The organism is Cupriavidus sp. 86D6, assembly GCF_057815095.1.
This window is the reverse complement of sequence record NZ_JBYPSB010000006.1, coordinates 268,255-289,081: the sequence shown is the minus strand read 5'-3', so window position 1 is coordinate 289,081 and position 20,827 is coordinate 268,255. Positions and strand designations below refer to the sequence as shown.

At 67.4% G+C, this 20,827-nt stretch carries 14 protein-coding genes; 8 read left to right on the top strand and 6 right to left on the bottom strand.

Going from position 1 to position 20,827, the window contains the following annotated elements:
* Nucleotides 1–23: 23 nt before the first annotated feature.
* The 4 genes from pbpC to AC3G88_RS16835 form a co-directional block, all read right to left on the bottom strand.
* Entirely contained in the window at nucleotides 24–2,240 is a 2,217-nt protein-coding gene (gene pbpC, locus AC3G88_RS16850) for a penicillin-binding protein 1C (RefSeq protein ID WP_488893598.1), read from the bottom strand.
* A gap of 31 nt (nucleotides 2,241–2,271) precedes the next feature.
* Nucleotides 2,272–2,979: a lysoplasmalogenase gene (locus AC3G88_RS16845; RefSeq protein WP_487523381.1), complete on the bottom strand. Its 708-nt coding sequence runs from the start codon at nucleotides 2,977–2,979 to the stop codon at nucleotides 2,272–2,274.
* On the bottom strand, nucleotides 2,976–8,951 hold the full coding sequence (locus AC3G88_RS16840) for an alpha-2-macroglobulin family protein (protein WP_488893597.1): 5,976 nt from the start codon (nucleotides 8,949–8,951) through the stop codon (nucleotides 2,976–2,978). The genes AC3G88_RS16845 and AC3G88_RS16840 overlap by 4 nt, the downstream gene beginning before the upstream one ends.
* 92 nt (nucleotides 8,952–9,043) lie before the next feature.
* Entirely contained in the window at nucleotides 9,044–9,523 is a 480-nt protein-coding gene (locus tag AC3G88_RS16835) for an Lrp/AsnC family transcriptional regulator (protein WP_488893596.1), read from the bottom strand.
* 164 nt (nucleotides 9,524–9,687) lie between these two features.
* Here AC3G88_RS16835 and phhA point away from each other — a divergent pair, with 164 nt between their 5' ends.
* The 4 genes from phhA to AC3G88_RS16815 all read left to right on the top strand — a co-directional run bounded on the left by phhA (nucleotide 9,688) and on the right by AC3G88_RS16815 (nucleotide 13,690).
* Complete coding sequence (gene phhA / locus AC3G88_RS16830) at nucleotides 9,688–10,617, top strand: phenylalanine 4-monooxygenase (RefSeq protein ID WP_488771727.1); 930 nt, start codon at nucleotides 9,688–9,690, stop codon at nucleotides 10,615–10,617.
* 157 nt (nucleotides 10,618–10,774) lie between these two features.
* Nucleotides 10,775–11,086: a 4a-hydroxytetrahydrobiopterin dehydratase gene (locus AC3G88_RS16825; protein WP_283780726.1), complete on the top strand. Its 312-nt coding sequence runs from the start codon at nucleotides 10,775–10,777 to the stop codon at nucleotides 11,084–11,086.
* A gap of 100 nt (nucleotides 11,087–11,186) precedes the next feature.
* Nucleotides 11,187–11,891, top strand: coding sequence for a response regulator transcription factor (locus AC3G88_RS16820; RefSeq protein WP_153946304.1), 705 nt, complete (start codon nucleotides 11,187–11,189; stop codon nucleotides 11,889–11,891).
* Between the two features lie 59 nt (nucleotides 11,892–11,950).
* A complete protein-coding gene (locus tag AC3G88_RS16815; RefSeq protein ID WP_488893595.1) occupies nucleotides 11,951–13,690 on the top strand; it encodes a sensor histidine kinase in 1,740 nt (579 codons plus the stop codon).
* A 15-nt stretch (nucleotides 13,691–13,705) separates the two neighbouring features.
* On the opposite strand, the gene AC3G88_RS16810 is transcribed toward AC3G88_RS16815, so the two are convergent.
* On the bottom strand, nucleotides 13,706–14,224 hold the full coding sequence (locus AC3G88_RS16810; RefSeq protein ID WP_488893594.1) for an SET domain-containing protein: 519 nt from the start codon (nucleotides 14,222–14,224) through the stop codon (nucleotides 13,706–13,708).
* Nucleotides 14,225–15,130: 906 nt separating this feature from the next.
* On the opposite strand from AC3G88_RS16810, the gene AC3G88_RS16805 reads away from it, so the two are divergent.
* The 3 genes from AC3G88_RS16805 (at nucleotide 15,131) to AC3G88_RS16795 (ending at nucleotide 17,543) form a co-directional block, all read left to right on the top strand.
* A complete protein-coding gene (locus AC3G88_RS16805) occupies nucleotides 15,131–15,409 on the top strand; it encodes an HU family DNA-binding protein (protein WP_066737795.1) in 279 nt (92 codons plus the stop codon).
* A 329-nt stretch (nucleotides 15,410–15,738) separates the two neighbouring features.
* Nucleotides 15,739–16,635, top strand: a complete 897-nt coding sequence (locus tag AC3G88_RS16800; RefSeq protein WP_488893593.1) for a DUF2272 domain-containing protein — start codon at nucleotides 15,739–15,741, stop codon at nucleotides 16,633–16,635.
* A gap of 128 nt (nucleotides 16,636–16,763) precedes the next feature.
* Nucleotides 16,764–17,543 (top strand): aquaporin, encoded by a 780-nt coding sequence (locus AC3G88_RS16795; protein ID WP_488893592.1) that lies wholly within the window; start codon nucleotides 16,764–16,766, stop codon nucleotides 17,541–17,543.
* On the opposite strand, the gene AC3G88_RS16790 is transcribed toward AC3G88_RS16795, so the two are convergent.
* Nucleotides 17,527–19,296, bottom strand: a complete 1,770-nt coding sequence (locus tag AC3G88_RS16790) for a carbohydrate porin (RefSeq protein WP_488893591.1) — start codon at nucleotides 19,294–19,296, stop codon at nucleotides 17,527–17,529. The two genes, AC3G88_RS16795 and AC3G88_RS16790, sit on opposite strands and share 17 nt — an antisense overlap.
* Nucleotides 19,297–19,642: 346 nt before the next feature.
* Here AC3G88_RS16790 and AC3G88_RS16785 point away from each other — a divergent pair, with 346 nt between their 5' ends.
* On the top strand, nucleotides 19,643–20,782 hold the full coding sequence (locus AC3G88_RS16785; RefSeq protein ID WP_153946298.1) for a TRAP transporter substrate-binding protein: 1,140 nt from the start codon (nucleotides 19,643–19,645) through the stop codon (nucleotides 20,780–20,782).
* Nucleotides 20,783–20,827: the final 45 nt, after the last annotated feature.

Sequence of the window (20,827 nt, the reverse complement as noted above, 5' to 3'; positions counted from 1 at the left end):
CGGCGGCGCGGCATCAGCGGGCATCAGCGCCGCAGCGACACCTTCTGTGCCGTGGTCTCGCGCACGCTGGCGCCGCGCACTTCGATGCCGATCTCGTGCACCACCTTGCCGCCGGCATCCACCAGCTGCACACGATGCCGTCCCGGCCATGGCAGCCAGCCCACTTGGCCCCCCTTGCCCAGCGGCTTGCCGTCCATGCGCCATGTCACCGCGTTGGCGGTCTGGCCGGTCAGCCCATCGGCATGGAACCAGACCTGTTGCGCCGCCGGCGGGATATCGGGATCGAGCGCGAAGATCGTGCCGTCCGCCGGGCTCGCAATCGCCGGCGTACCGGGTGTCTTGCCGGGTTTGCCGATGCGGATGTGCGGCACGGCCGTACCCGTCAGAAACACCTCGTCACGCGCGGGCTCCAGGCCGTCCTCGAAATCCAGCGCCACGCGCTCCACACCGGCCGGCATCGCCGGCGCGCGGCTCGGCTTGCCCCGGTGCAGCGCCTCCATGACTTCGTGCCACACGGGCGCCGCACCGGATACCCCCGACACGTCGTGCATGCTCGCGCCGCTTGCGTTGCCCACCCATACACCTACCGTGTAGGCCTGCGACCATCCCACGCACCAGTTATCGCGCATGTCCTTGCTGGTGCCGGTCTTCACCGCCGTCCAGAAACGCGTTGTCAGTGGACTGTCGAGCCCGAATGTGCGCGCCCGCGCATGGCGGTCCGACAGCACGTCGCCGATCACATACGTGGCATCGGGTGTCATCACCGCACGCTTCGCGGGCATCGCGGCACCCGCCGTCATGCGCGGTGCCGAGTACGCGCCCGCATTGGCGAAAGTACGATACGCATTGGTCAGCGACAGCAGCGACACATCGGCACTGCCCAGCGCCAGGCTGTAGCCGTAGTAATCGCCCGACTGGGTTAGCGGCAGACCCAGCGACACCAGGCGGCGATGGAAGCGATGCGGGGTCACCATGACCAGCGTGCGCACGGCCGGCACATTGAGCGACGACCCCAGCGCGGCACGCAGGCTGACCCAGCCGGCATAGCGATGATCGTAATTCTGCGGAATATAGAGCCCGCCGCCGGTCGGCAGGTTGACCGGCCGATCGTCGAGCAACGATGCGGCGGTAAGCCGGCGTTCCTCGATCGCCTGCGCATAAAGGAACGGCTTCAGCGTCGATCCGGCCTGCCGCAGTGCGGCCGCATGATCGACCTGAGCCGCCGCCGACAGCACGCCCGACGACCCCACATAGGCCAGTACGTCGCCGCTGGCGTTGTCGATCACCACCACCGCACCGTCCTCGGCATTGCGGCCGGCCAGTTCGCGCAGATGCCGGCCGAGGCTGTCCGCCGCCACGCGCTGCAATTCGGCGTCGAGCGTCGATACGATGCGCGGCGGCAGCGGCTTTCCGGCCGGCGTCGCAACCCGCGCCTGGGTCACCAGTTGCCGCGCCAGATGCGGTGCGAGCTGGATGTCGCGGCGCGCGTTCATCGCATCGGCCGCCGCGCCCGATGACTTTGCCAGCACCAGCGTGGTAAAGCCGTCGAGCCCGTCGCATTCGCGCGGCAGCTTCATGTCGCGCAAGATGCCGCACGCCCGCTTCGACACCTGCAGCGCCGACGCATTCGGGCTGCGCACCAGCGCCACCGCCACCGCGGACTCCCGCGCATCGAGCCCGCTCGGCACCTTGCCGAACAGCGTCTGCGACATCGCCGACAGCCCCACCAGTTCGCCCCGGAACGGCACCAGGTTCAGGTAGGCCTCCAGGATCTGATCCTTGCTCCAGCCGCGCTCCAGCGACGACGCACTGACCACCTGCCCCATCTTCTGCCCGAAACTGCGGCCACGGCCGGCGCGCAGATCGGCATCGAGCAACCCGGCCAACTGCATCGTCAGCGTCGATGCCCCGCGCGTGCGTGTGTTCCAGAGGTTGGCCCACGCCGCCGCGGCCACGCCCTGCCAGTCCACCCCGCTATGCGCATAGAAGCGCCTGTCCTCGGACAGCACGATGGCCGTGCGCAAGGCCGGCGAGGTATCGGTCAGCGTCACCCAGTCGCCACGCCGTGCCTGGAAGTCGTCGCGCACGCGCGCCACCGTCTGCCCGTGCCGATCCGTGACGACGATATCGGCACTGCGCCAGTTGTCGCGCACCTCCCGGAAACCGGGCACGGCATGGGCCGCGCCGGCCGACCACAGCAGCAGGCTTGTCACCACCCATGCACTTCGCTTCAATCGCATGCTTCGTCCCGCCTTGCCTGCACCAGATGCCTCAATCGTGCGCGTCGCGCCCCGCCACCACACCGGCCACCAGCAGCAGCTGCGCAATGGCGTAGGTCCACCAGATGCCCAGTTGGTATGTGTCGAACGGCGACAGGAATTTCGCCGTGCCGATCAGCGCGTCGGACACCACAAAGCACAGCGCCCCGAGCGCCGTCAGCGGCGTCGGCAGGCGCGCCAGCAGCGCCGCGCACGCCATGGCGGCCAGCACGCCGATATAGACCGTCACGGGCCACATCAAAGGTCCGAGGTTGGGCCAGAAGCGCCCCAGCAACGCACCGGCCGCACCGAGCACCAGCCCGCAGCCCACCAGCCGCTGCGGACGCATGTCGCCGCCCAGCGGCACGAACAGCCGCAGATACGCCAGATGCGCCATCAGAAAGGCGCCCAGCCCACCGACGAACGACACCCGGAGCCCGGGCAGCGCCAGCAGAAAATCGCCCAGGCCCGAGAAGACCAGCGCGATCACCAGCCAGCGCCGCTCGGCCGAAGGGCGATGGAACCACGCCGCCCGCGCCAGCAGCAGCACCATTGCCGTCTTCCAGACCGGCTGGTACGCGATCTGCCCGGTCAGCGGCGTATTGGGCGGCAGTTCCAGCGACGCCTGGAACAGCAGCACACCGTAGGTGATGCCGGCCAGTGCGCCGGCCATCCACCATTCGCGCACGCGTGGGGGCATCCGCATGGCGATCCAGCTCACTTGGCCGCTCCCACCGTCAGCTTCGCGTTGGGGGTTTCACCGAACACGTCCGGGGCGTACATTGCCTCGACACGTGTCGGCGGCAGCGCGAACTCGCCCGCGTTGTTGAGCCGCACCGTGTACTCGACCGACAGCCCGCCCTTGGGCACATAGCTGAAGTACTCGCGATAGGCCTCGGGCGTGCGCTCGGTGAAGTCCGACCATGCCGACTTCTGGTCACGCGTGGCGATCACCGAATCGCGACCCAGGCCGCTGCCCAGGATCGTCGCCCCGGTGGGCACCGGATCGCTGACCACTACCCACGTCATGTCGGCCTGCGCATCGATATCGAGCTTGACGCGATAGGTGTCGCCACGCGACCACTTGCCCGCCACGGCCTGCTCCACCGGCGTGACGCTGCGGCGGATGCGATAGCCCGCCGCCACCGGCTCGCGCAGCGGCACGGCGGCCAGCGCCCGCACCGTGGCCCACGGACGGCCCGTGCCCTGCTGCTCCACCTGCAGCGCAGCGGGTGCGCTGGCGGCTGCCGCCGGCCACGGCAGGTCGACCATGCCGCTGGCCACGCCGTCCTGATGCGCGGCCCTGGACCAGTCGAACGTGCGCGACACCTCGCCAAGCGTGGCACGCGCACTGCCCGCCACAGCCGTCTTCTCGTAGGCCTGCGCATAGCGGCGGATCGCCATCACGCCCCAGGCGTTCGAAGTGGTCGTCGACCACGCCCCACGCGTCTGGCGGCCCAGCAGGCCGGTCACCAGTTGCGGCACGTCTTCCTTCCAGGCCGGCAGCTGCGACGCCAGCGCCAGCAGCTTCGCTGCGTTGACGTCGCCGCCGGCCATCAGCCACCACCAGTTGTCGGCGCGCTCGGTCGAGAACACCAGGCGCGTGCCCTGCACCGTCAGGCGGCTGCGCAACAGTTGCGTGGCATCGGCCATGCGCTTGTCGCGCTCGGGGATGTCCTGCACGCGCGACAGGATGCCCAGCCAGTCGATCAGCGCCGACGTCGGCCACTGGTCTGGCAGGATCTGGATCGATCCCAGCATGCGGCCCTGCGCCTTGCCACTGCGCGACAGCGCCTCGATGGCCGCAAGCTTGCGCACGTCCAGATCCATCGTCGCCGACGACGGGGCCCAGCGCGGCGGCGCGATGCGCCCTTCGACAAACGCTGTCAGGCCACGCTCCATCTGGTCGCGCTGTGCGTCGGGAATGCGCATCGGCAGCCCTGCGCGCGACGCCTCGTCGGCAATCGCCAGCAGGTAGGCCGTCAGCACTTCGCTGCCCGACTGGCTGTCGCTGCGCAGCGGGAAGTAAGACGCCAGCCCGTTCGTGTCGAGGTACGACGGCAGCTGCGCCATCAGCGCGTCCCAGGCCGCCGCATCACCCAGCCCGAGCGATTTCGACGACCGCTGCTCCAGGCAGCTGAACGGATAATTGCGGAACCATTCCCGCACGCCAGGCATGCCGCCGGCCAGCGATGACTGCAGCGTTACCTGCATGCCGCCGCGCAGCTTGCCGGACGGATCGGCCAGCGCACCGGCCGGCGCCTGCACCGGCACCGACATGTTCGGCGTCAACTGCGCCAGCATCGCCTGCTGCACGGTCACCGGCACGGCCGGCACGATCTGCTGCGATACCTTGAGCTTGTCGCTGGCGCCGCCCGTGCCCTTCTCGGCGGCGGCCACGTCCCACAGGATCGTGCCGCTGCGGCTGTACGCCAGCAGCGCGGGCGCGGTGATGTCCCAGCCGATCTCGCGGGCCTCGCCGGCGGGAATCTGCACGGTCTGCGCCGGCAGCGTCTGCGCGTCCACCAGCGTGGCGCGTGCCGTGGCTTCCACGGTCATCGCGCGCTGCGTGGTATTGCGCAGCGTGAACATCGCGCGGTACTTGTCGTCCTCGCGGACCAGCAGCGGCAGGCCCGAGATCATCTGCAGGTCCTGCGTCGCGGCGATGCTGGCGCTGCCGCTGCCGAAGCGGTTCACGCCCAGATCGGCCACGGCGACGATGCGGAAGCTGGTCAGCGAATCGTTGAGCGGCACGTCCAGCGTGGCCTTGCCTTCGCCGTCCAGCTGCACGCGCGGATTCCACAGCAGCAGCGTGTCGAACAGCTCGCGCGTGGGGCTCTTGCCCCCGCCGCCGCCCGCCGGCACCGCCTTGCGGCCATAGTGGCGGCGGCCAATGATTTCCATCTGGGCCGTCGAGGTTTCCACGCCATAGCTGCGCGGCTGCACCATGGCGTCGAGCAGGTTCCAGCTCGTGTTCGGCATCAGTTCCAGCAGCGCCTGGTCCACGGCGGCCAGCGCCACTTCGCCATTGGCCGCGGGCTTGCCGTCGGGCAGCTTGACCTGCACGGTCACGCGCGCCTTGCCCCGCACCGGGTAGCTCGCCTTGTCCGGGGTCACGCTCACGTCGAGCCGGTACGCCTCGTTGCCGACGCGGATCTGCGCCAGCCCCAGCCGGAACGCCGGCTTCGACAGATCGACCAGCGGCGACGGCGCCACGTATTCGCGCCCTTCGCTGCGGAATGCGTGCCACCAGTCCAGCGGCTGGCGCCAGCCCCACTGGAAGAACGAGTACCACGGCACTTCGCGCAGGCGGCCACGCAGGCTCAGCACCGACACGTAGACGTTCGGTCCCCATTCCGGCTTGACCTTGAGCTTGATCGTCGGGTCGCTGCCGTTGAGCTCCACCACCTGCGTTTCGAGGATGCCCTCGCGTTCCACGGCCACCAGCGCCGTGGCGCGGCGGAACGGCATGCGCACCTGGAACACGGCGGTGTCGCCGGGCGCGTACGCCTTCTTTTCGGGCAGCACGTCCATGCGGTCATGGTTCTCGCCACCGAACCAGAGTTCGCCCTGGCGCGTGACCCACACCGTCGTGGCGGCTTGCGCCGTGCGGCCGTCGGCATCGCGCGCATTGGCGATCAGCTCCACTTCACCGGCCTGCGTCAGTGCCACCTCGCAGCGTGCGCGGCCCTGGGCGTCGGTGCGCACATCGCATACCGCGCCAAGGTCCTTGGTCTCGCTGCGGTTGTCGTAGCGGTAGAAGCCGCCCACCACGCGCTTGCGCGCCGACGTGGTGATGCGGGCGCGTGCCTTGATCTGCACCGGCGATTCGGCCACCGGCTTGCCCTGGGTATCGAGCACCACGGTGTGTACTGCCAGCTTCTGGCTGACCGATACCCAGTTGGCCGCACGAATGCCCACCACCACGGCCGACGGCCACAGCGGCACCGTCTGGCGCAGCGTCTGGATCTCGCCGTTCGGGTCGGCAAAGCCGGCTTCGAGCACCAGGTCGCGTGGGGCATCGACCTTCGGCAGGTTCTTCACCGTCAGCTTGCCGTTGCCATCCTTGTCCAGCGTCAGCGGCAGCTTGTCGGCCACGAGTTTTTCGGATTCGTCGTGCGATCCTTCGCTGTCCTGGTCGTCTTCCTCGTCGCCACTGCCGCTCTGGCGCTGCGCGCGCGGCGGGTTGAACGCGTAGTCGTCATAGTCCGCGAAGTTCACCGCCTTGTTGCGCATCAGCGCGGACAGGCGCACCGGCAGGCCGGCCGCACCGCCCCCGTTGAGGTAGTGGATCTCCACGCCCACCGGCACCTCGGCGGGCGCCACCAGCGCATTGCCCTTGGCCTTGGCGTCCCGGGTCACCGACAACGTGCCCGACAGCACCGGCAAGCGGAAGGCCTCGACGCGGAAACTGCCGCTATCGAGCGTGCGATCGTTGTCGTAGACCAGCGCCACGTCGTAGACACCGAGCTTGGCCGACGACGGCACCTGGAACGCGTTCTCGGCACTGCGCCCGCCCGTGGCGGTGGTGCGCCAGGCGAGCGGCATCTCGTACTTCTGGCCGCTGCCTTCATGGGTGATCAGCAGCTTCGCCGGCATGGCCTGCGGCAACGCAAAACCCTGCGCGGTCTCGTTACGGATCAGGTGCTTCATCGACACCGTCTCGCCGGCGCGCAGCAGCGTGCGGTCGAACACGGTATGGGCACGCACGGTCTGCTTCGGGCTCAGATCGGTGGGCACGTTGAAGCGCCACGTCTCGATGCCGCGATTCCAGTCCGACATGACGAAGGCCATGTCGGCCTTGCCGCGCGCCTGGGCATGGTCGGCCGCGATGCGGGCCGACACGAAATAGCCGTCCATGCCGTTGGCGCAGTCCTTGTAGCGACGGTCGGCCAGCTTGGCGAAGCGCGCCACGCCGGTGGCGTCGGTGGTGCCCTGCCCCAGCAGCTCGCCATCGCAACTGCGGACGGCCACGTTGGCGTTGGCCACGGGCTTGCCGTCATCGAGCGTGGTCACCCACGCCAGGCCGCTCATGTCGCCGTCGCCCTCGCCACGTGCCAGCTTGAAATGCACGCCAAGGTTGGTGACCAGTGCCGCCGTACGCACGTACATCGGCGCCTTCTTGCCGAGCAGCGCCTCGCCCAGCATCGGCGAGGCGATCTCCACCACGTGGAAACCGGGTTCGGGCAACGGAATGCCGACCACCTCGAACGGGCGCGGCGTGGTGTCGGTGGACTTCGGAATGGCCAGCGTCCTGGCGCCAGCGACGCCTTCGAGCAGCGACACCGAGCGCGTCTCGATCGACGGGGCGTTGCGCGGGCTCTGGACGGAATACGGTGCCTGACCGGCGCGGATGGCGGCGATCTGCTCGCGGGTCCAGCTGTTCTCGTGCATGCGCTTGACCATGCCGAACCAGCGCAGGATGGCGCCGTCGTCATCGACCTTGAGCCGCGCCACGGTGCCGGCCTCGGCCCGCACGGCCAGCGTGGGCAGATCGGCCTCGACATTGCGCAGCGTCACGGGCAGCAGCGGCGGATAGTCGTTTGCCGATTTTCCGCGCGGCAGGTCGGCAAAGCGTTCGACCACGCCAAACGGCGCGGCGGCGAACTTGGCCAGCGGCGGCAGCGCCGCGGTGGTGAGCTTGATCGGGAACAGGTCGGCGTTGCTGAGTGCCCGGCCGCTTTCGTCCTTGAGATCCTTCGGCGCCTCGATCGTCAGGCTGGCCTTTTCCGGGAACGGACCCTTGAACGTGATGGTGGATACCGGCGCATCGGGCGCCTCGTCCGGATCAAAGGACGGCGTCTTCGGACCGGACGGCGTCTTCATCACGATGCCTTCGGCCGCCTTGCGCGAAATCGGCGCGGTGAATGTGACGGTCATCGGCCGCAGCGGCGTGCAGGGGGCTTCGGCACGCTCGCGCTCGCAGGTAAAGCCCGCAGCAAAGGGGTCGCGCACCTGGAAGTCGAAGCGGCGGGCCGCCGTGGTGGCCAGGCCCGACGGGGTGGCAATGCCCGCATCGAGCACCAGTTGCATGCGTGCGCCGGCAGGCAGGCGCTGCTGGCAGGCCAGCAGATGCACGGCATCGCCGTCGCGCTTGACCACTTCCTTCCAGCGCAGCGCCTCGATGACGCTGTCGCGTTCCTTGCCGGCCAGCAGCCGCACGGGAATCCGTTCGCCCAGCCCCTCGGCCTGGCACCAGGCATGGGACCGGATCGACCCGGCCGTGGCCGCGCCGTTGAAGCGCAGCGCAAAGACCTGGTCTTCCTCGACCTGGCCGCCGGACGGGCGCGCGGCGATCACGATCGGACCGCCCGTTTCGAACCGGTATTCGGATTTGCCGGCGAACGCCTTGCCGGCCACGCTCTTGAGGGCCGGGGTGATCTGTACGGTGCAGCGCACGCCGGGCGGCAGGTCACGCTCGAAGTCGTAGACCCAGTTCGTGGCGTTGACCCAGCGCCCGCTGCCACCGACGCCGCCCACGCACGACACCGATGCCGGCGCGGCAGCCTTGAGGTCGCCCATCGGCACCATCGGTTCGTCGAACCGGATGGCCACCTGGCGCACCTGCGGGTTCACCCCTTCGGGTGAGAAACGCGTGATCTGCGCGGCCGATGCGGCCGGCGCCCATGTCAACGCACTGAATACAAGACCTGCTGCGGTGGCCGTGGCCGCCGTGGCGATCCTCCCGATCATGCTGCCTTCTCCCGAATTGGCTCCGCGCGAGCGTGACATGCGCGGGTGGCAAGCGCAAGCCTCTGCACATTTCGGAAGAAAGGCCTTGTGGTTTAACGCAAATGTGACAGTGGCAGCGGACCTTCACGCTTCAGCGCGGTCAGGACGATGTTCGACCGCACGCTCTCCACGCCCGGCACGCGCATCAGCCGCTTCATCGTGAAATCGGCCAGCGTGGGCAGGTCGGCCACCACCACGCGAATCAGGTAATCGGCCTCGCCGGCGACCGAATAGCACTCCTGCACCTCTTCGAGCAGCAGGATTTCCTCGGCGAAGCGCTCGACCATGGTGTCGCCATGATGCGCCAGCTTCACGCTGATAAAGACCATCACGCCCAGCCCCAGCGCCTGTGGCGACAGGTTCACCCGGTAGCCGGTGATCACGCCGTCGGCTTCCAGTCGGGCCAGGCGGCGGCCCACCTGGCTGGCCGACAGGTGTACCCGTTCGGCCAGTTGCTGATGGGTGGAGCGGCCGTCAGCCTGCAGGGCGGCCAGCAGGGCCAGGTCATAGGGGTCCAGGTTGGGTTGGTTCATGTTCGCAGATATCCCGCATCGATCTTTGTGTATGTGCGGATTATATGCATCGTGACGGCGGATAACGTGGATTTTGCGGCCATCTTGCGGAGTCCGATCGCTAGACTATGCATAAATTCCGCATCCGATCGGAACACAGACCACAAGTTTTGGAGACGCAACGCATGACCCCCTCGGCCGCCACCCTGGACACCGGAAACTTTGCCGGCACGATGACCGCCAAGCTCAAGGAACAGTTCGATGCCGGCCTGCTGTCCGGCCAGGAACTGCGCCCCGACTTCACCATCGCCCAGCCGGTGCATCGCTATACCGACACCGACCACGCGATATGGCGCAAGCTGTACGACCGCCAGGCGTCGATGCTGCAAGGCCGGGTTTGCGACGAATTCCTGCAGGGCCTGGCCACGCTGGGCATGGCGCGCGACCGCGTGCCCGAGTTCGACCAGCTCAACGACATGCTGATGCGCGCCACGGGCTGGCAGGTGGTGGCCGTGCCGGGCCTGGTGCCGGACGAGGTGTTCTTCGAACATCTGGCGAATCGGCGATTCCCCGCGAGCTGGTGGATGCGCAAGCCGGAACAGCTCGACTACCTGCAGGAGCCCGACTGCTTCCACGACGTGTTCGGCCACGTGCCGCTGCTGATCAATCCGATCTTCGCCGACTACATGGAGGCGTACGGCAAGGGCGGTCTCAAGGCGGCGCGGCTGGGTGCGCTGGACATGCTGGCGCGCCTGTACTGGTACACGGTGGAGTTCGGCCTGATCCGCACGCCGCAGGGCCTGCGCATCTTCGGCGCGGGCATCCTCTCCAGCCAGGGCGAGTCGGTCTACAGCCTCGATTCGGCCAGCCCGAACCGCATTGGCTTCGACCTGCACCGGATCATGCGCACCCGCTACCGCATCGACACGTTCCAGAAAACGTACTTTGTGATCGACAGCTTCGAGCAGCTGTTCGATGCCACGCGCCCGGACTTCACCGACATCTACCCGGCGCTGCGCGCGCTGCCGACGCTGGGCGCCGGCGACATCGTCGAGGGTGACCAGGTCATCAACGTTGGCACCCGCGAGGGCTGGGCCAGCAGCGACGATATCTGACCCGCCCCCGGGCGAAGGCCGCTGCCCGCCCAGCGGCCCCGCCCGTTATCCCACTTTGTGAAACAATGCCGAATGCCCTGGCCGCCGGTCATCCGGTGTGCGCCGGGGCGGGCCGGCTTTTGTCGTGTTCCCCGTGCAGCCACAGACAACCCTTCAGATCGAGCCCATCATGACCCCTCTTTCGCAAGACGCCCGCCAGCCGCTGCTGGCAACCCTCCCCGGCTGGACCCCGGTCCAGGACCGCGATGCCATCCGGAAATCGTTCAAGTTCGCCGATTTCAACGCCGCATTCGGCTTCATGACGCGCGTGGCGCTGCAGGCCGACAAGGTGGACCATCATCCCGAGTGGTTCAACGTGTACAACCGCGTGGACATCACGCTGTCCACCCACGACGCCAACGGCCTGACCCAGCGCGATATCGACCTGGCCCGCTTCATCGAACAGGCCGCCGCCGGCCTGGCACGCTGAACGCGGCGCCGGCCCGGCTGTAGGGCAACTGAAAGGCAGGCGGCGGGCCTGCCCTGTACAATCGGCGACATTGTTTCCATCCAATGTCACCTGTACCGCCATGCGTATCCTGCTGATCGAGGACGACCGTCAAATCGCCAGCGGCGTGGAAGCCGGGTTGGCCCGCGCCGGCCATCAGGTACGCGTGGTGCATGACGGCGTCTACGCCACCGACCACCTGCTCAAGGAGCAGCACGACCTCGTCATCCTGGATCTGGGCCTGCCCGGCATCGACGGCATGACGCTGCTGGCGCGCTACCGTGCCCGCAACCGCACGACCCCCGTCCTGATCCTGACCGCGCGCGACGAGCTCGAAGACAAGCTGTCGGGCCTGAACGCGGGCGCCGACGACTACCTCGTCAAGCCCTTCGCCCTGCCCGAACTGGAAGCCCGTGTGCGCGTGCTGCTGCGCCGCAGCCAGCACGGCGAAGCCGCGCCGGAACGCGACGTGCGCCTGGGCCGGCTGCGGCTATCGGGCAACGACCGCCGCATGTTCGTCGATGGCCGCCCGCTGGAACTGTCGCCGCGCGAGTTTGCCGTGCTGGAACTGTTGCTGCAGCGCCAGGGCCGTGTGGTCAGCAAGGCGCAGCTGCAGGACCACCTGGCCACCTTCGCGCACCCGGCCGGCGAAGGCGGCGACACGGTGGGCGACACGGCGATCGAGGTCTACGTGCATCGCGTGCGCAAGAAGCTCGAGGATGCCGACGTCGAGATCGTGACGGTGCGCGGCTTCGGTTATCTGCTACAAATCCGCGCGGGCCACTGAGCCCGACCGGCACGCGCCGCCCGGGTGGCGGCCGCCTTCAACGGAAGTCCTGACCCGCCATGTGGCCGCGTTCGCACTCTTCTTCTGCCCCGCCTGGCGATGCGAGCGCCACGGGCAAGCGCACACGCGGCGGACGCAGCCGTGCCGGCGCGGCGGCCCGCGGCACATCGAACCCGAGCCTGCGCATCCACCTGCTGCGCGCGCTGGCCACGCCGCTGTTCGCGCTGGTGCTGACCAGCGGATCGCTGTCGTACTGGCTGGCGGCGCACTACACCACGCAGGTCTTCGATCGCGCACTCTATGGCGTGGCCAACAACATCGCCCAGCAGATCCGCATTGCGGGCCCGCGGCTGGAGCAGGACATCCCGATCATCGCCCAGACGCTGGTCGAGGCCGAGGGCACCGACCGCATCTACTGGCGCATTCATGGTCCGGACGGGCTGATCGGCGGCATGGACACCTGGCTGGGCTACGGCACGGGCCAGACGTCGCTGCACGATGCCCGCCTGTTCTACGCGTGGTTCAGCGGCCGCCAGGTGCGCGCGGTGCGCCTGCCGGTGAGCCTGCCCAGCCCGGCCGCCGACGAACTGGCAACGACGCCGTCCGAGGCGCAGATCCCGCGCGGGCCGATCGTGGTCGAGGTGGCCGAACTGCTGGACCGGCGCGAAACGGCCGCCAACGAGATCCTGCTGTCGGTGTCGGTGCCGCTGATCCTGCTGCTGCTGGTGGGCAGCCTGATCCTGTCGCACGTGCTCAAGGAAGAACTGGTGCCGCTGCAGATCCTGACCGACAAGCTGAACCGCCAGACCGCGCGGTCACTGGCGGCGCTGGACGAGACCCAGGTGCCGGCCGAGGTGGAGCCGCTGATCCGCGCCCTGAACGCGCTGCTGTCGCGCCTGCGCGATGCCCTCGATGCCCAGCGCAAGTTCATCGCCGACGCCGCGCACCAGTTGCGCACGCCGCTCACGGCGGTGAAGCTGCATGCCGACCGCGCCGTGGAAGCCGATTCGCTCGATGTGGCGCGTCATGCGCTGCGCGAGGTGCAGACCGCCGCCGACCGCGCGGTGCGCCTGTCGAACCAGCTACTGTCGTTGGCGCGCGCAGAGCCCGGCCTGTCGCTGGAGCGGCTGGGCCCGGTCGAACACTTCGACCTGGCGGAACTGGCGTTCGAGATCGGCGCGGAATGGGTGCCGCAGGCACTGGCGCGGCGTGTGGACCTGGGCTTCGAGGTACTGCCCGGCCCCACGTTCACCGGCGGCGCCCCGGCCGTGGTGCGCGGCAACCGGCTGCTGATGCGCGAGGCGCTGTCCAACCTGATCGATAACGCGGTGAAGTATGTGCCGGCCGGTGGACGCATTACGGTGCGCGCCGGCGGCGAGGCCATGGGCCACCGTGGCATGGCCGTGGTGATGGTGGAAGACAATGGCCCCGGCATTCCGCCGGCCCGCCGCGAGGAGGTGTTCAAACGCTTCTTCCGCGGCGATCACACCCCTGGCACGCCCGCCCTGCAGGCTTCGCCCGGCGGGGCCGGCCTGGGTCTGGCCATCGTTCACGAGATCATCACGCTGCACCAGGGCACGATCCGGATCGAGGATGTGCCGGCGTCCGCCGGGTCCGCCGCTTCCGCCCAGGTCACGGCGGCCATGGCCGGCGGGCCGGACGATAGCGCCGGCGCGGTTTCGCCGCATGCCCCGGCATCCTCGGAAGCGTCCGCATCGTCGAATGCGCCGGCGCGCCGCGCGTCGATGCGCTTCGTGATCCGGATCCCGTGCGAGGCACCCGGCGCTACGCCGGCCTGAACCGGGCCGGGCGGCTTATTTGCCCGACTTCTCCTTGGGCGCCAGCATCGTGCCGCGGCACTTCGGGCTGCCGCAACGGCATTCGTATTCCTTCTTCAGCTTCTTCGTATAGCGTGCATCTATGACCAGGCCGTAGTCATAGAACAGCTCCTCGCCCTCGGCGATATCGCGCAGAGCGTGGATAAAGACGCGTCCCTTCTTCTCGCGCGCTTCGCAGTTCGGCTCGCAGGCGTGGTTGATCCAGCGCGCGCGGTTGCCGCCGAACTTGGCATCGATGACGTTGCCGTCGTCCAGGCTGAAATAGAACGTGTGGTTCGGGTCCGCCGGATCGTGCGGGTGCCGCTTCAGGGCTTCCTTCCAGGAAATGTGCTCGCCCTTGTACTCGATCACGCGCTCGCCTGCCGCAATGGCGCCAATCGCGTAGACACCCTTGCCATGCACGCCCGACTGGCGCACCTCGATACGGTCGCTGGCGGTCTTCTTCTTGCCCGCCTGCCCCTTCTGTTCCCTGGCGTCGTTGGCCTTGTCCGACATGTCTGATGTTCCTGCGGTGGTGGGCCGGTCCAGTCCGGCGAACCGGATGATACCCGTGCGGCTGTGTCAGGTATACGCATCGGCGCCCCGACCGGGCTCGGCACGTTTACCGGGCCCGGCGACGTATACCGGCCGGGGCCAATGTGGATAACCGGGGCCATTTTTGTGGATAAGCGCATGGGTTTGGTGTGGGCTGCCTGGGGCTGGCATGGGGAACGTATACGAACAACCTGGCAGGTATACGTCCCTCATCCCATCCCGAAGGATGAGTCATCCACGCGCGCCAACATGTCATCCCTGTGCTTTCGGTATACGTAAAAGGTTGATCTGATTGGCGTATACCGGGTTATCCACAGAAAGGCAGGGGGTTTACCTATCACTACTATCTGTATACATGAAAGAAAGATGTAAACCATACGCAGGAGGACCGCCGCCGGGGCGTATACCGCGAATGTCCGAAGCCACGCAGGGGCCCAGCTTGCGATCGGCACGTTTTCACGCAAGATGAAAAATTGGGCAGGCCCCAACGGGCATGAAGGCAGGCGGTATACGTCGCCGCCTGAGGCCTGACCGCCACAATGGGCGCTCGACAGCCTTGCGGCGCCGTATACGGGCCTCTCAGGGCGTATACGTGCTCCGCCCGCCCCCGAGGCTGTCCTGACCCCCGGAACGCGTTCTGGAGCGTCCTGGGGCGTATACCGGCGCGCCAGGCGCGTGCTTCTTCCGTAAAAAACCCGCCAACGTTGACCTGACGCGGCCTGCACGCCAAGGGCCGGTAACAAACTGTTCCCGGTGCGGCGTGTCCGACACGGTATGATGTGGCCCGCGGCGTCTTTGCCGGCGCGGCTTCCAGCGAAGTCGCCGGCCCGGACGTCAGTGTTTTTTCAACTCGATACGGAGTGAAGCATGACGAAAACTGAACTGATCGACGCGATCGCAGCAGGCGTGGACGGTCTGACCAAGGCCAAGGCCGAGCAAGCCCTGAACGTGACCCTGAACGCCATCATGGATGCCGTGGCCAAGGGCGAGACCCTCAGCCTGATCGGCTTCGGTACCTTCAGCAAGGGCGAACGTGGCGAGCGCATGGCCCGCAACCCGCGCACCGGCGAAGAAATCAAGGTGGAAGCTGCGAAGACCGTGAAGTTCAAGGCAGGTCAGAAGTTCAAGGACGCCGTCAACCAGTAATGCCGACGGGCAAGCTTGTCGCCCGGTTCGCATGACCCCGCCGTGCCGCCGCCATAGCCCGAAAGCGGCGCAGGTGCGCAGCGCGCGGGGACGTTATCCACACCATTTTTCCCCCAGCTCCGCGTGGAGAATCGCACAGTTGGCCAGGCCCCTTCACAGGCCTGCAGCGACCACGCGAAAATGTCATCCACGCTTGGCTAATCAAGGCCTTGCGCGAGATCAGGAATCACGAGCCTGACATGTCGTTCCGCTTGCCGCAGCGCACATTTCCACAGCCTTATTCACAGCAGTTTCCACACAAACTTCCACAGCATTCTCCACAGGCACGCATGCGTACCTGGCAGGGTGTGATGGCGGCGGTGGCGCTGGCCGTCCTGTGCGGTTGCAGTACCTCGCCGACACGTACGGCCCGCCCGCAGGCCGTGCCCTTGCCCGACTACGGGCGCGTGGCCACGCCGCCCGGCGCCACGGCGCGCGAGCGGATCGTCGATATTGCCCTGCAGGAATGGCGCAAGTGGGGCAGCCAGGTAGTGCGCATCGGTCGTGACGATGCGGCGTGCGTCACCCAGAGTCCGCTGCCCGCCCCGGCCGCCGCGCAGCCTGCCAATGGCGCCGGGGGCCAAGGCACGGCGATGCAGCCGTCGGCCGACATCGATATGGAAGAGGATGGCGATAGCCAATGCCTGCGGTTTCCCGACGGCACCGGCATGGAGGCCACGCCGCAGGGATGCCGGATGGCCCAGCGTTACTGGGGCATCGTCGGCGAGGCGCCGGACTGCCGCCAGGTCACGCAGGGCGCGTGGGCGTGGTCGGCCGTGTTTATTTCCTGGGTGATGCGCAAGGCCGGGCTCGATAACGACCAGTTCCTGACGGGCCAGTCCCATTCGATGTACGTGGTGGACGCGCGCGATGGCATCCTGCCGCGCCCGGCGTTCCATGTGGAGCGGGTGCCCGCCGTGCCGCGCCCTGGCGACATGATCTGCGCGGGCCGCGGGCGTGACAAATATCTTTCGGATCCGTCCGAAATCGGCTTCGGCACCACGCCCATGCATTGCGACATCGTGGTCGAGGTGGATCGTGCCGCCAATGTGGTCAAGGCAATCGGCGGCAACGTCCAGCAGTCGGTGTCGATGGATGTGATCGACCTGAACGACGCGGGCCAGCTCGACGGCTTCACGAATTCGCACATGCCATGGCTGCTGATCCTGCGTAACGACCTGCAGTAATCCCAGTCAACACTGCCGCCGCCAGGCCGATTCGGTACCGGCGGTAGTTTCTCAACATCGCCCTGTTGCATTGACGGGCCGTCCCCCGCCGCGAAACACTGCGCGATCGTATTTCGACGATCTTTCGCATGTCCGCCGCAGCGCCTCCTCCTTCTTCCACTTCTTCGCCCGCCCCCTATTCCCCTCCCGATCTCGCGCGTCGCCTGGTGGCCGAAGCACTGGGTACGGCCCTGCTGGTCACCATCGTCGTAGGGTCGGGTATCCGCGCGGAACGGCTGGCCGCCGGCGATACCGCGCTGGCCCTGCTCTGCAAGGCGCTGGCCACCGGGGCCGGCCTGGTGGCGCTGCTGGTGTCGCTGGGGCCGGTGTCCGGCGGGCACTTCAACCCGGCGGTCAGTCTGTCGAACCTGATCCAGGGACGGCTTTCGCCGCGCGAAGCCGCTGGCTATGTGGTGGTTCAGCTGATGGGTGCCGTACTGGGTGTGATGGCCGCGCATGCGATGTTCGGCCTGCCCGCGCTGTCGTTGTCGACGCAGGCGCGCACCGGGGCGCCGATGTGGTGGAGCGAATGCCTGGCGTCGTTCGGGCTGATCGGGCTGGCCATCGCCACCGGGCGGTCGCGGCCAGGCCTGGTGCCGTTTGTCGTGGCGGGCTACATCACCGCCGGCTACTGGTTCACGTCCTCGACGTCGTTCGCAAACCCCGCCCTGACTCTGGCCTGCGCGCTGACCAATACGTTCACGGGTATTCGCATGATCGATATTCCCCCGTTTATTCTGGCTCAGATATTTGGTGCGATGAATGCAACGCTACTGTTCCACTGGCTGTGTCCGCCGGCGACGACGGGGCCGCGCGACCTGTCCAGGCGCCGTTGGAAAGGCCATCCGGGGCTTACCAGCGCCGATTGAGCTGCACGCCGAAGATCGAGCCGCTGGTCTGCGAAGCCCAGGCGTCGGCCGGGGCCGCGAAGGTGATGCCGTCCACGTCGCTGGCACGGCTGTACGTATAGAACGCGCGCAGGTTGGCATTGCCGGTGGCCTTGCCCAGCGTCATCGTGGGCGCCACCGTGAACGCGGTGCGCTGGCCACCCACGCCAAACCCCGACGAGATCTGGTCGTGCGCCACCTCGAAGCTCAGCTTGAACTGGTCGTTGGCCACAAAGGCTGGCCGCACGCGGGTGGCGGCCCACTGCAACGTGCCGATGCCCGACCGATCCAGCTGCAGGCTCGATTCCACCGAGCCGGCCAGCCCCGAGCGGCCTTTCCACTCCATCGATTCCGACACCCGTACCCGCGACAGCGCATTGCCCATGCCCGAATAGCCGGTCATGGCCGTGCGCGACCCCTGCCCGTACTGGAAGCCCAGCCGGTTGGTGCCATACAGCACGCCCTTCTGCTCGTGCATGGCCGATGCCCACCATGCGCTGCCGGTGTCTTCGATTTGCGAGAGCGGCTCTACCCGCGTAAAGCCGACCCGTACCGAACCCTTGTCATTGGTGTCGATCGGGGTCGAGAGCACCGAGTGATAGCTGGGAAGCTTGGCGCCATTTAGGTCGTTACGTGCGGTGTATTGATAACTCACGCCGAATTCGCCCAGTTTGGCGTTGTCGATGCCAAAACGCATCGATGGCGAGTTCGGCGGCAACAGTCCCGACGACATCAGGAACGGATTGCTGTCGCGACGCCCTGCCCAGACACTGGCGCCGTCGAGCACGGTCAGCCCCGACAGGCCGCTGACCGAGGTATAGAAGTTCGGCACCAGCGCGTACGGATCGACAGCGGCCGCATTGCCGTTGACCGATGTGGCATTGGTGCCCTTGGCCTGGGCGACCAGCTGGACCTGTGCGCCGCCGCCGATATCCGCTACCGATTCGCGGATCTTGACCTCGCCTGAACTGGTGCAGGCCAGCCCCTGGCCAAACCCTGCCGATGGTGTGCCGCCACCCGGACACGCGCGCTGCGTGCCGGAGCGGTCTTCGACCGCCGCGCGGCCGCTGTAGCCCAGGCGCCAGACCGAATCCCCGGCTGGGTCGTCGGCAGGAAGTTGCGAACGCAGCACTGGGGGCGCGTCGGACGGGGTTTCCGACGCGATATCGGCGTTTTCCGAATGCCGAGCTGGTGTCGCTGGTGATGGCGTTCCGTCCTGCGGCAGTGCCGGGAATTCGCCGAGCCGATGCGGGAACAGCACCACCGGCGGCGGTGGCGGGGGCGGCGGGGCCAGTGAGTCGGGCGGACCCACGAAGTCCGGATTCTCGTCGGCTGGCACCTGGGCAACCGTGGGGGTGCCCTCGGCGGCCGCAGGCGTTTCGCCACCCTGGGCCGCCAGTGCCGTATTGGCAGGTGCGGCAGCCCGGTCCTTTGCAGCATCGGCACCCTCGGCAGCATTGGCCGACTGGATCAGATCCGCCAGTGGATCGGCGGACGCAGCGGCGGGTACGGTCGCCGGTACGCTGGCAGGTGCGGCGGCAGGTGCTGCGGCAGGCACGGCGCCGGCCGCCACGGCGGAGGTCACCAGCTGGGTCGTGCTCTCCGCGATCATCGGCGGTGGCGCTACCGAAGTGCCTGTTTGCGCGCACGCGCTGAGCCCCCAGGCGGCCAGGACGACAAAAGTCAGGCGGCGACGGGCAAATGGGCGGGCGGGAGGCAGTACGGATTGCAGCATGGACACAACAGGGCCGGCGTGGAAGAACTCCGGAGGGAGGGCTCAGTTTTTAACAGGCGAACTTTTGGACCGCAAGCCGGGTTACAAAATCCCGCGATCGCGTCACAAAGCGTTGGAAATGCGTCCGGATTCCCACATTGCGGAAAGCGAAATGCACCGCATCGAAGCATGCCCGGGCGCCATGGCAAAACCGTTGCGGAAGTGCCGAATTCCTAGCGAAAACCCCCATCCCTGAGGGCATCCGTGCTGAAAACGCCACCGCTATAATCGTCCGACCTGTCTTCCGGGCAACGCATAACGGGTGCAAGGCAGTCACGCCTATATATCTATAAAAGAGGAGATGTCCATGGAACGTCGTTCCTTCCTGTTGAAGGCTTCGGCCGTAGCCGCCACGGGTGCACTTGCCGCCTGCGGCAAGGAAGAAAAGCCCGCGGCCCCGGCCGCATCGGCCAGCGCGCCGGGCGCACCCGCCGTGGTCGGCAGCAACCCGGCGGTGGAATGGCGCCTGGCGTCCAGCTTCCCGAAATCGCTCGACACCATCTATGGCGGGGCCGAACTGCTGAGCCAGCGCGTGAAGGAACTGACCGACGGCAAGTTCAACATCAAGGTGTTCGCCGCCGGTGAAATCGTGCCGGGCCTGCAGGTGCTGGACGCCGTGCAGAACCAGACCGTGCAGATCGGCCACACGGCCGGCTACTACTACTTCGGCAAGAATCCGACGCTGTGCTTCGACACGACCATCCCGTTCGGCCTGACCGCGCGCCAGCAGAACGCCTGGATGATGCAGGGCAACGGCATGAAGCTGATGCGCGAGTTCTTCAAGGAATACAACGTCGTCAACTTCATGGGCGGGAACACCTGCGCCCAGATGGGCGGCTGGTTCCGCAAGGAAATCAAGACCGTGGCCGACCTGCAGGGCCTGAAGTACCGCGTGGCCGGCTTTGCCGGCGTGGTGCTGGCCCGCCTGGGTGTGGTGCCCCAGCAGATTGCCGGCGGTGACATCTACCCGGCGCTGGAAAAGGGCACGATCGACGCGGCCGAATGGGTGGGCCCGTACGACGACGAAAAGCTCGGCTTCTACAAGGTGGCGCCGTACTACTACTACCCGGGCTGGTGGGAAGGCAGCGCGCAGCTGTCGTTCTACGCATCGCAACCCGAGTACGACAAGCTGCCGGCGCTCTACAAGCGCGCGCTGGAAACGGCGACTATCGAGGCGCACACCAACATGATGGCCAAGTACGACACCGTGAACCCGCAGGCGCTGGCCCGCCTGCTGGAAAGCGGCGTGAAGCTGCGTCCGTTCTCGAAGGAGATCATGGAAGCCTGCTTCAAGGCCACGCAGGAAGCGTACGCCGACGAAAGCGCCAAGAACCCGTCGTTCAAGAAGATCTACGACGATTGGCGCGTGTTCCGCAACAACGAGGCCGCCTGGTTCAACGTGGCCGAGCAGGCGTTCGCGCAGTTCAGCTACGCGCGCAAGCTGTAAGCGAACCGATGATTTGGCCATTCGGCCATTTCGCTCACGACAAGC

Bases quoted from the DNA above. Each gene is read 5' to 3' on its own strand.
- AC3G88_RS16835 (WP_488893596.1), bottom strand. From the start codon at position 9,523: ATGAACCAACCCAACCTGGACCCCTATGACCTGGCCCTGCTGGCCGCC.
- AC3G88_RS16785 (WP_153946298.1), top strand. From the start codon at position 19,643: ATGGAACGTCGTTCCTTCCTGTTGAAGGCTTCGGCCGTAGCCGCCACG.
- AC3G88_RS16800 (WP_488893593.1), top strand. From the start codon at position 15,739: ATGCGTACCTGGCAGGGTGTGATGGCGGCGGTGGCGCTGGCCGTCCTG.
- AC3G88_RS16795 (WP_488893592.1), top strand. From the start codon at position 16,764: ATGTCCGCCGCAGCGCCTCCTCCTTCTTCCACTTCTTCGCCCGCCCCC.
- phhA (WP_488771727.1), top strand. From the start codon at position 9,688: ATGACCCCCTCGGCCGCCACCCTGGACACCGGAAACTTTGCCGGCACG.
- AC3G88_RS16820 (WP_153946304.1), top strand. From the start codon at position 11,187: ATGCGTATCCTGCTGATCGAGGACGACCGTCAAATCGCCAGCGGCGTG.
- AC3G88_RS16815 (WP_488893595.1), top strand. From the start codon at position 11,951: ATGTGGCCGCGTTCGCACTCTTCTTCTGCCCCGCCTGGCGATGCGAGC.
- AC3G88_RS16790 (WP_488893591.1), bottom strand. From the start codon at position 19,296: ATGCTGCAATCCGTACTGCCTCCCGCCCGCCCATTTGCCCGTCGCCGC.
- pbpC (WP_488893598.1), bottom strand. From the start codon at position 2,240: ATGCGATTGAAGCGAAGTGCATGGGTGGTGACAAGCCTGCTGCTGTGG.
- AC3G88_RS16810 (WP_488893594.1), bottom strand. From the start codon at position 14,224: ATGTCGGACAAGGCCAACGACGCCAGGGAACAGAAGGGGCAGGCGGGC.
- AC3G88_RS16840 (WP_488893597.1), bottom strand. From the start codon at position 8,951: ATGATCGGGAGGATCGCCACGGCGGCCACGGCCACCGCAGCAGGTCTT.
- AC3G88_RS16805 (WP_066737795.1), top strand. From the start codon at position 15,131: ATGACGAAAACTGAACTGATCGACGCGATCGCAGCAGGCGTGGACGGT.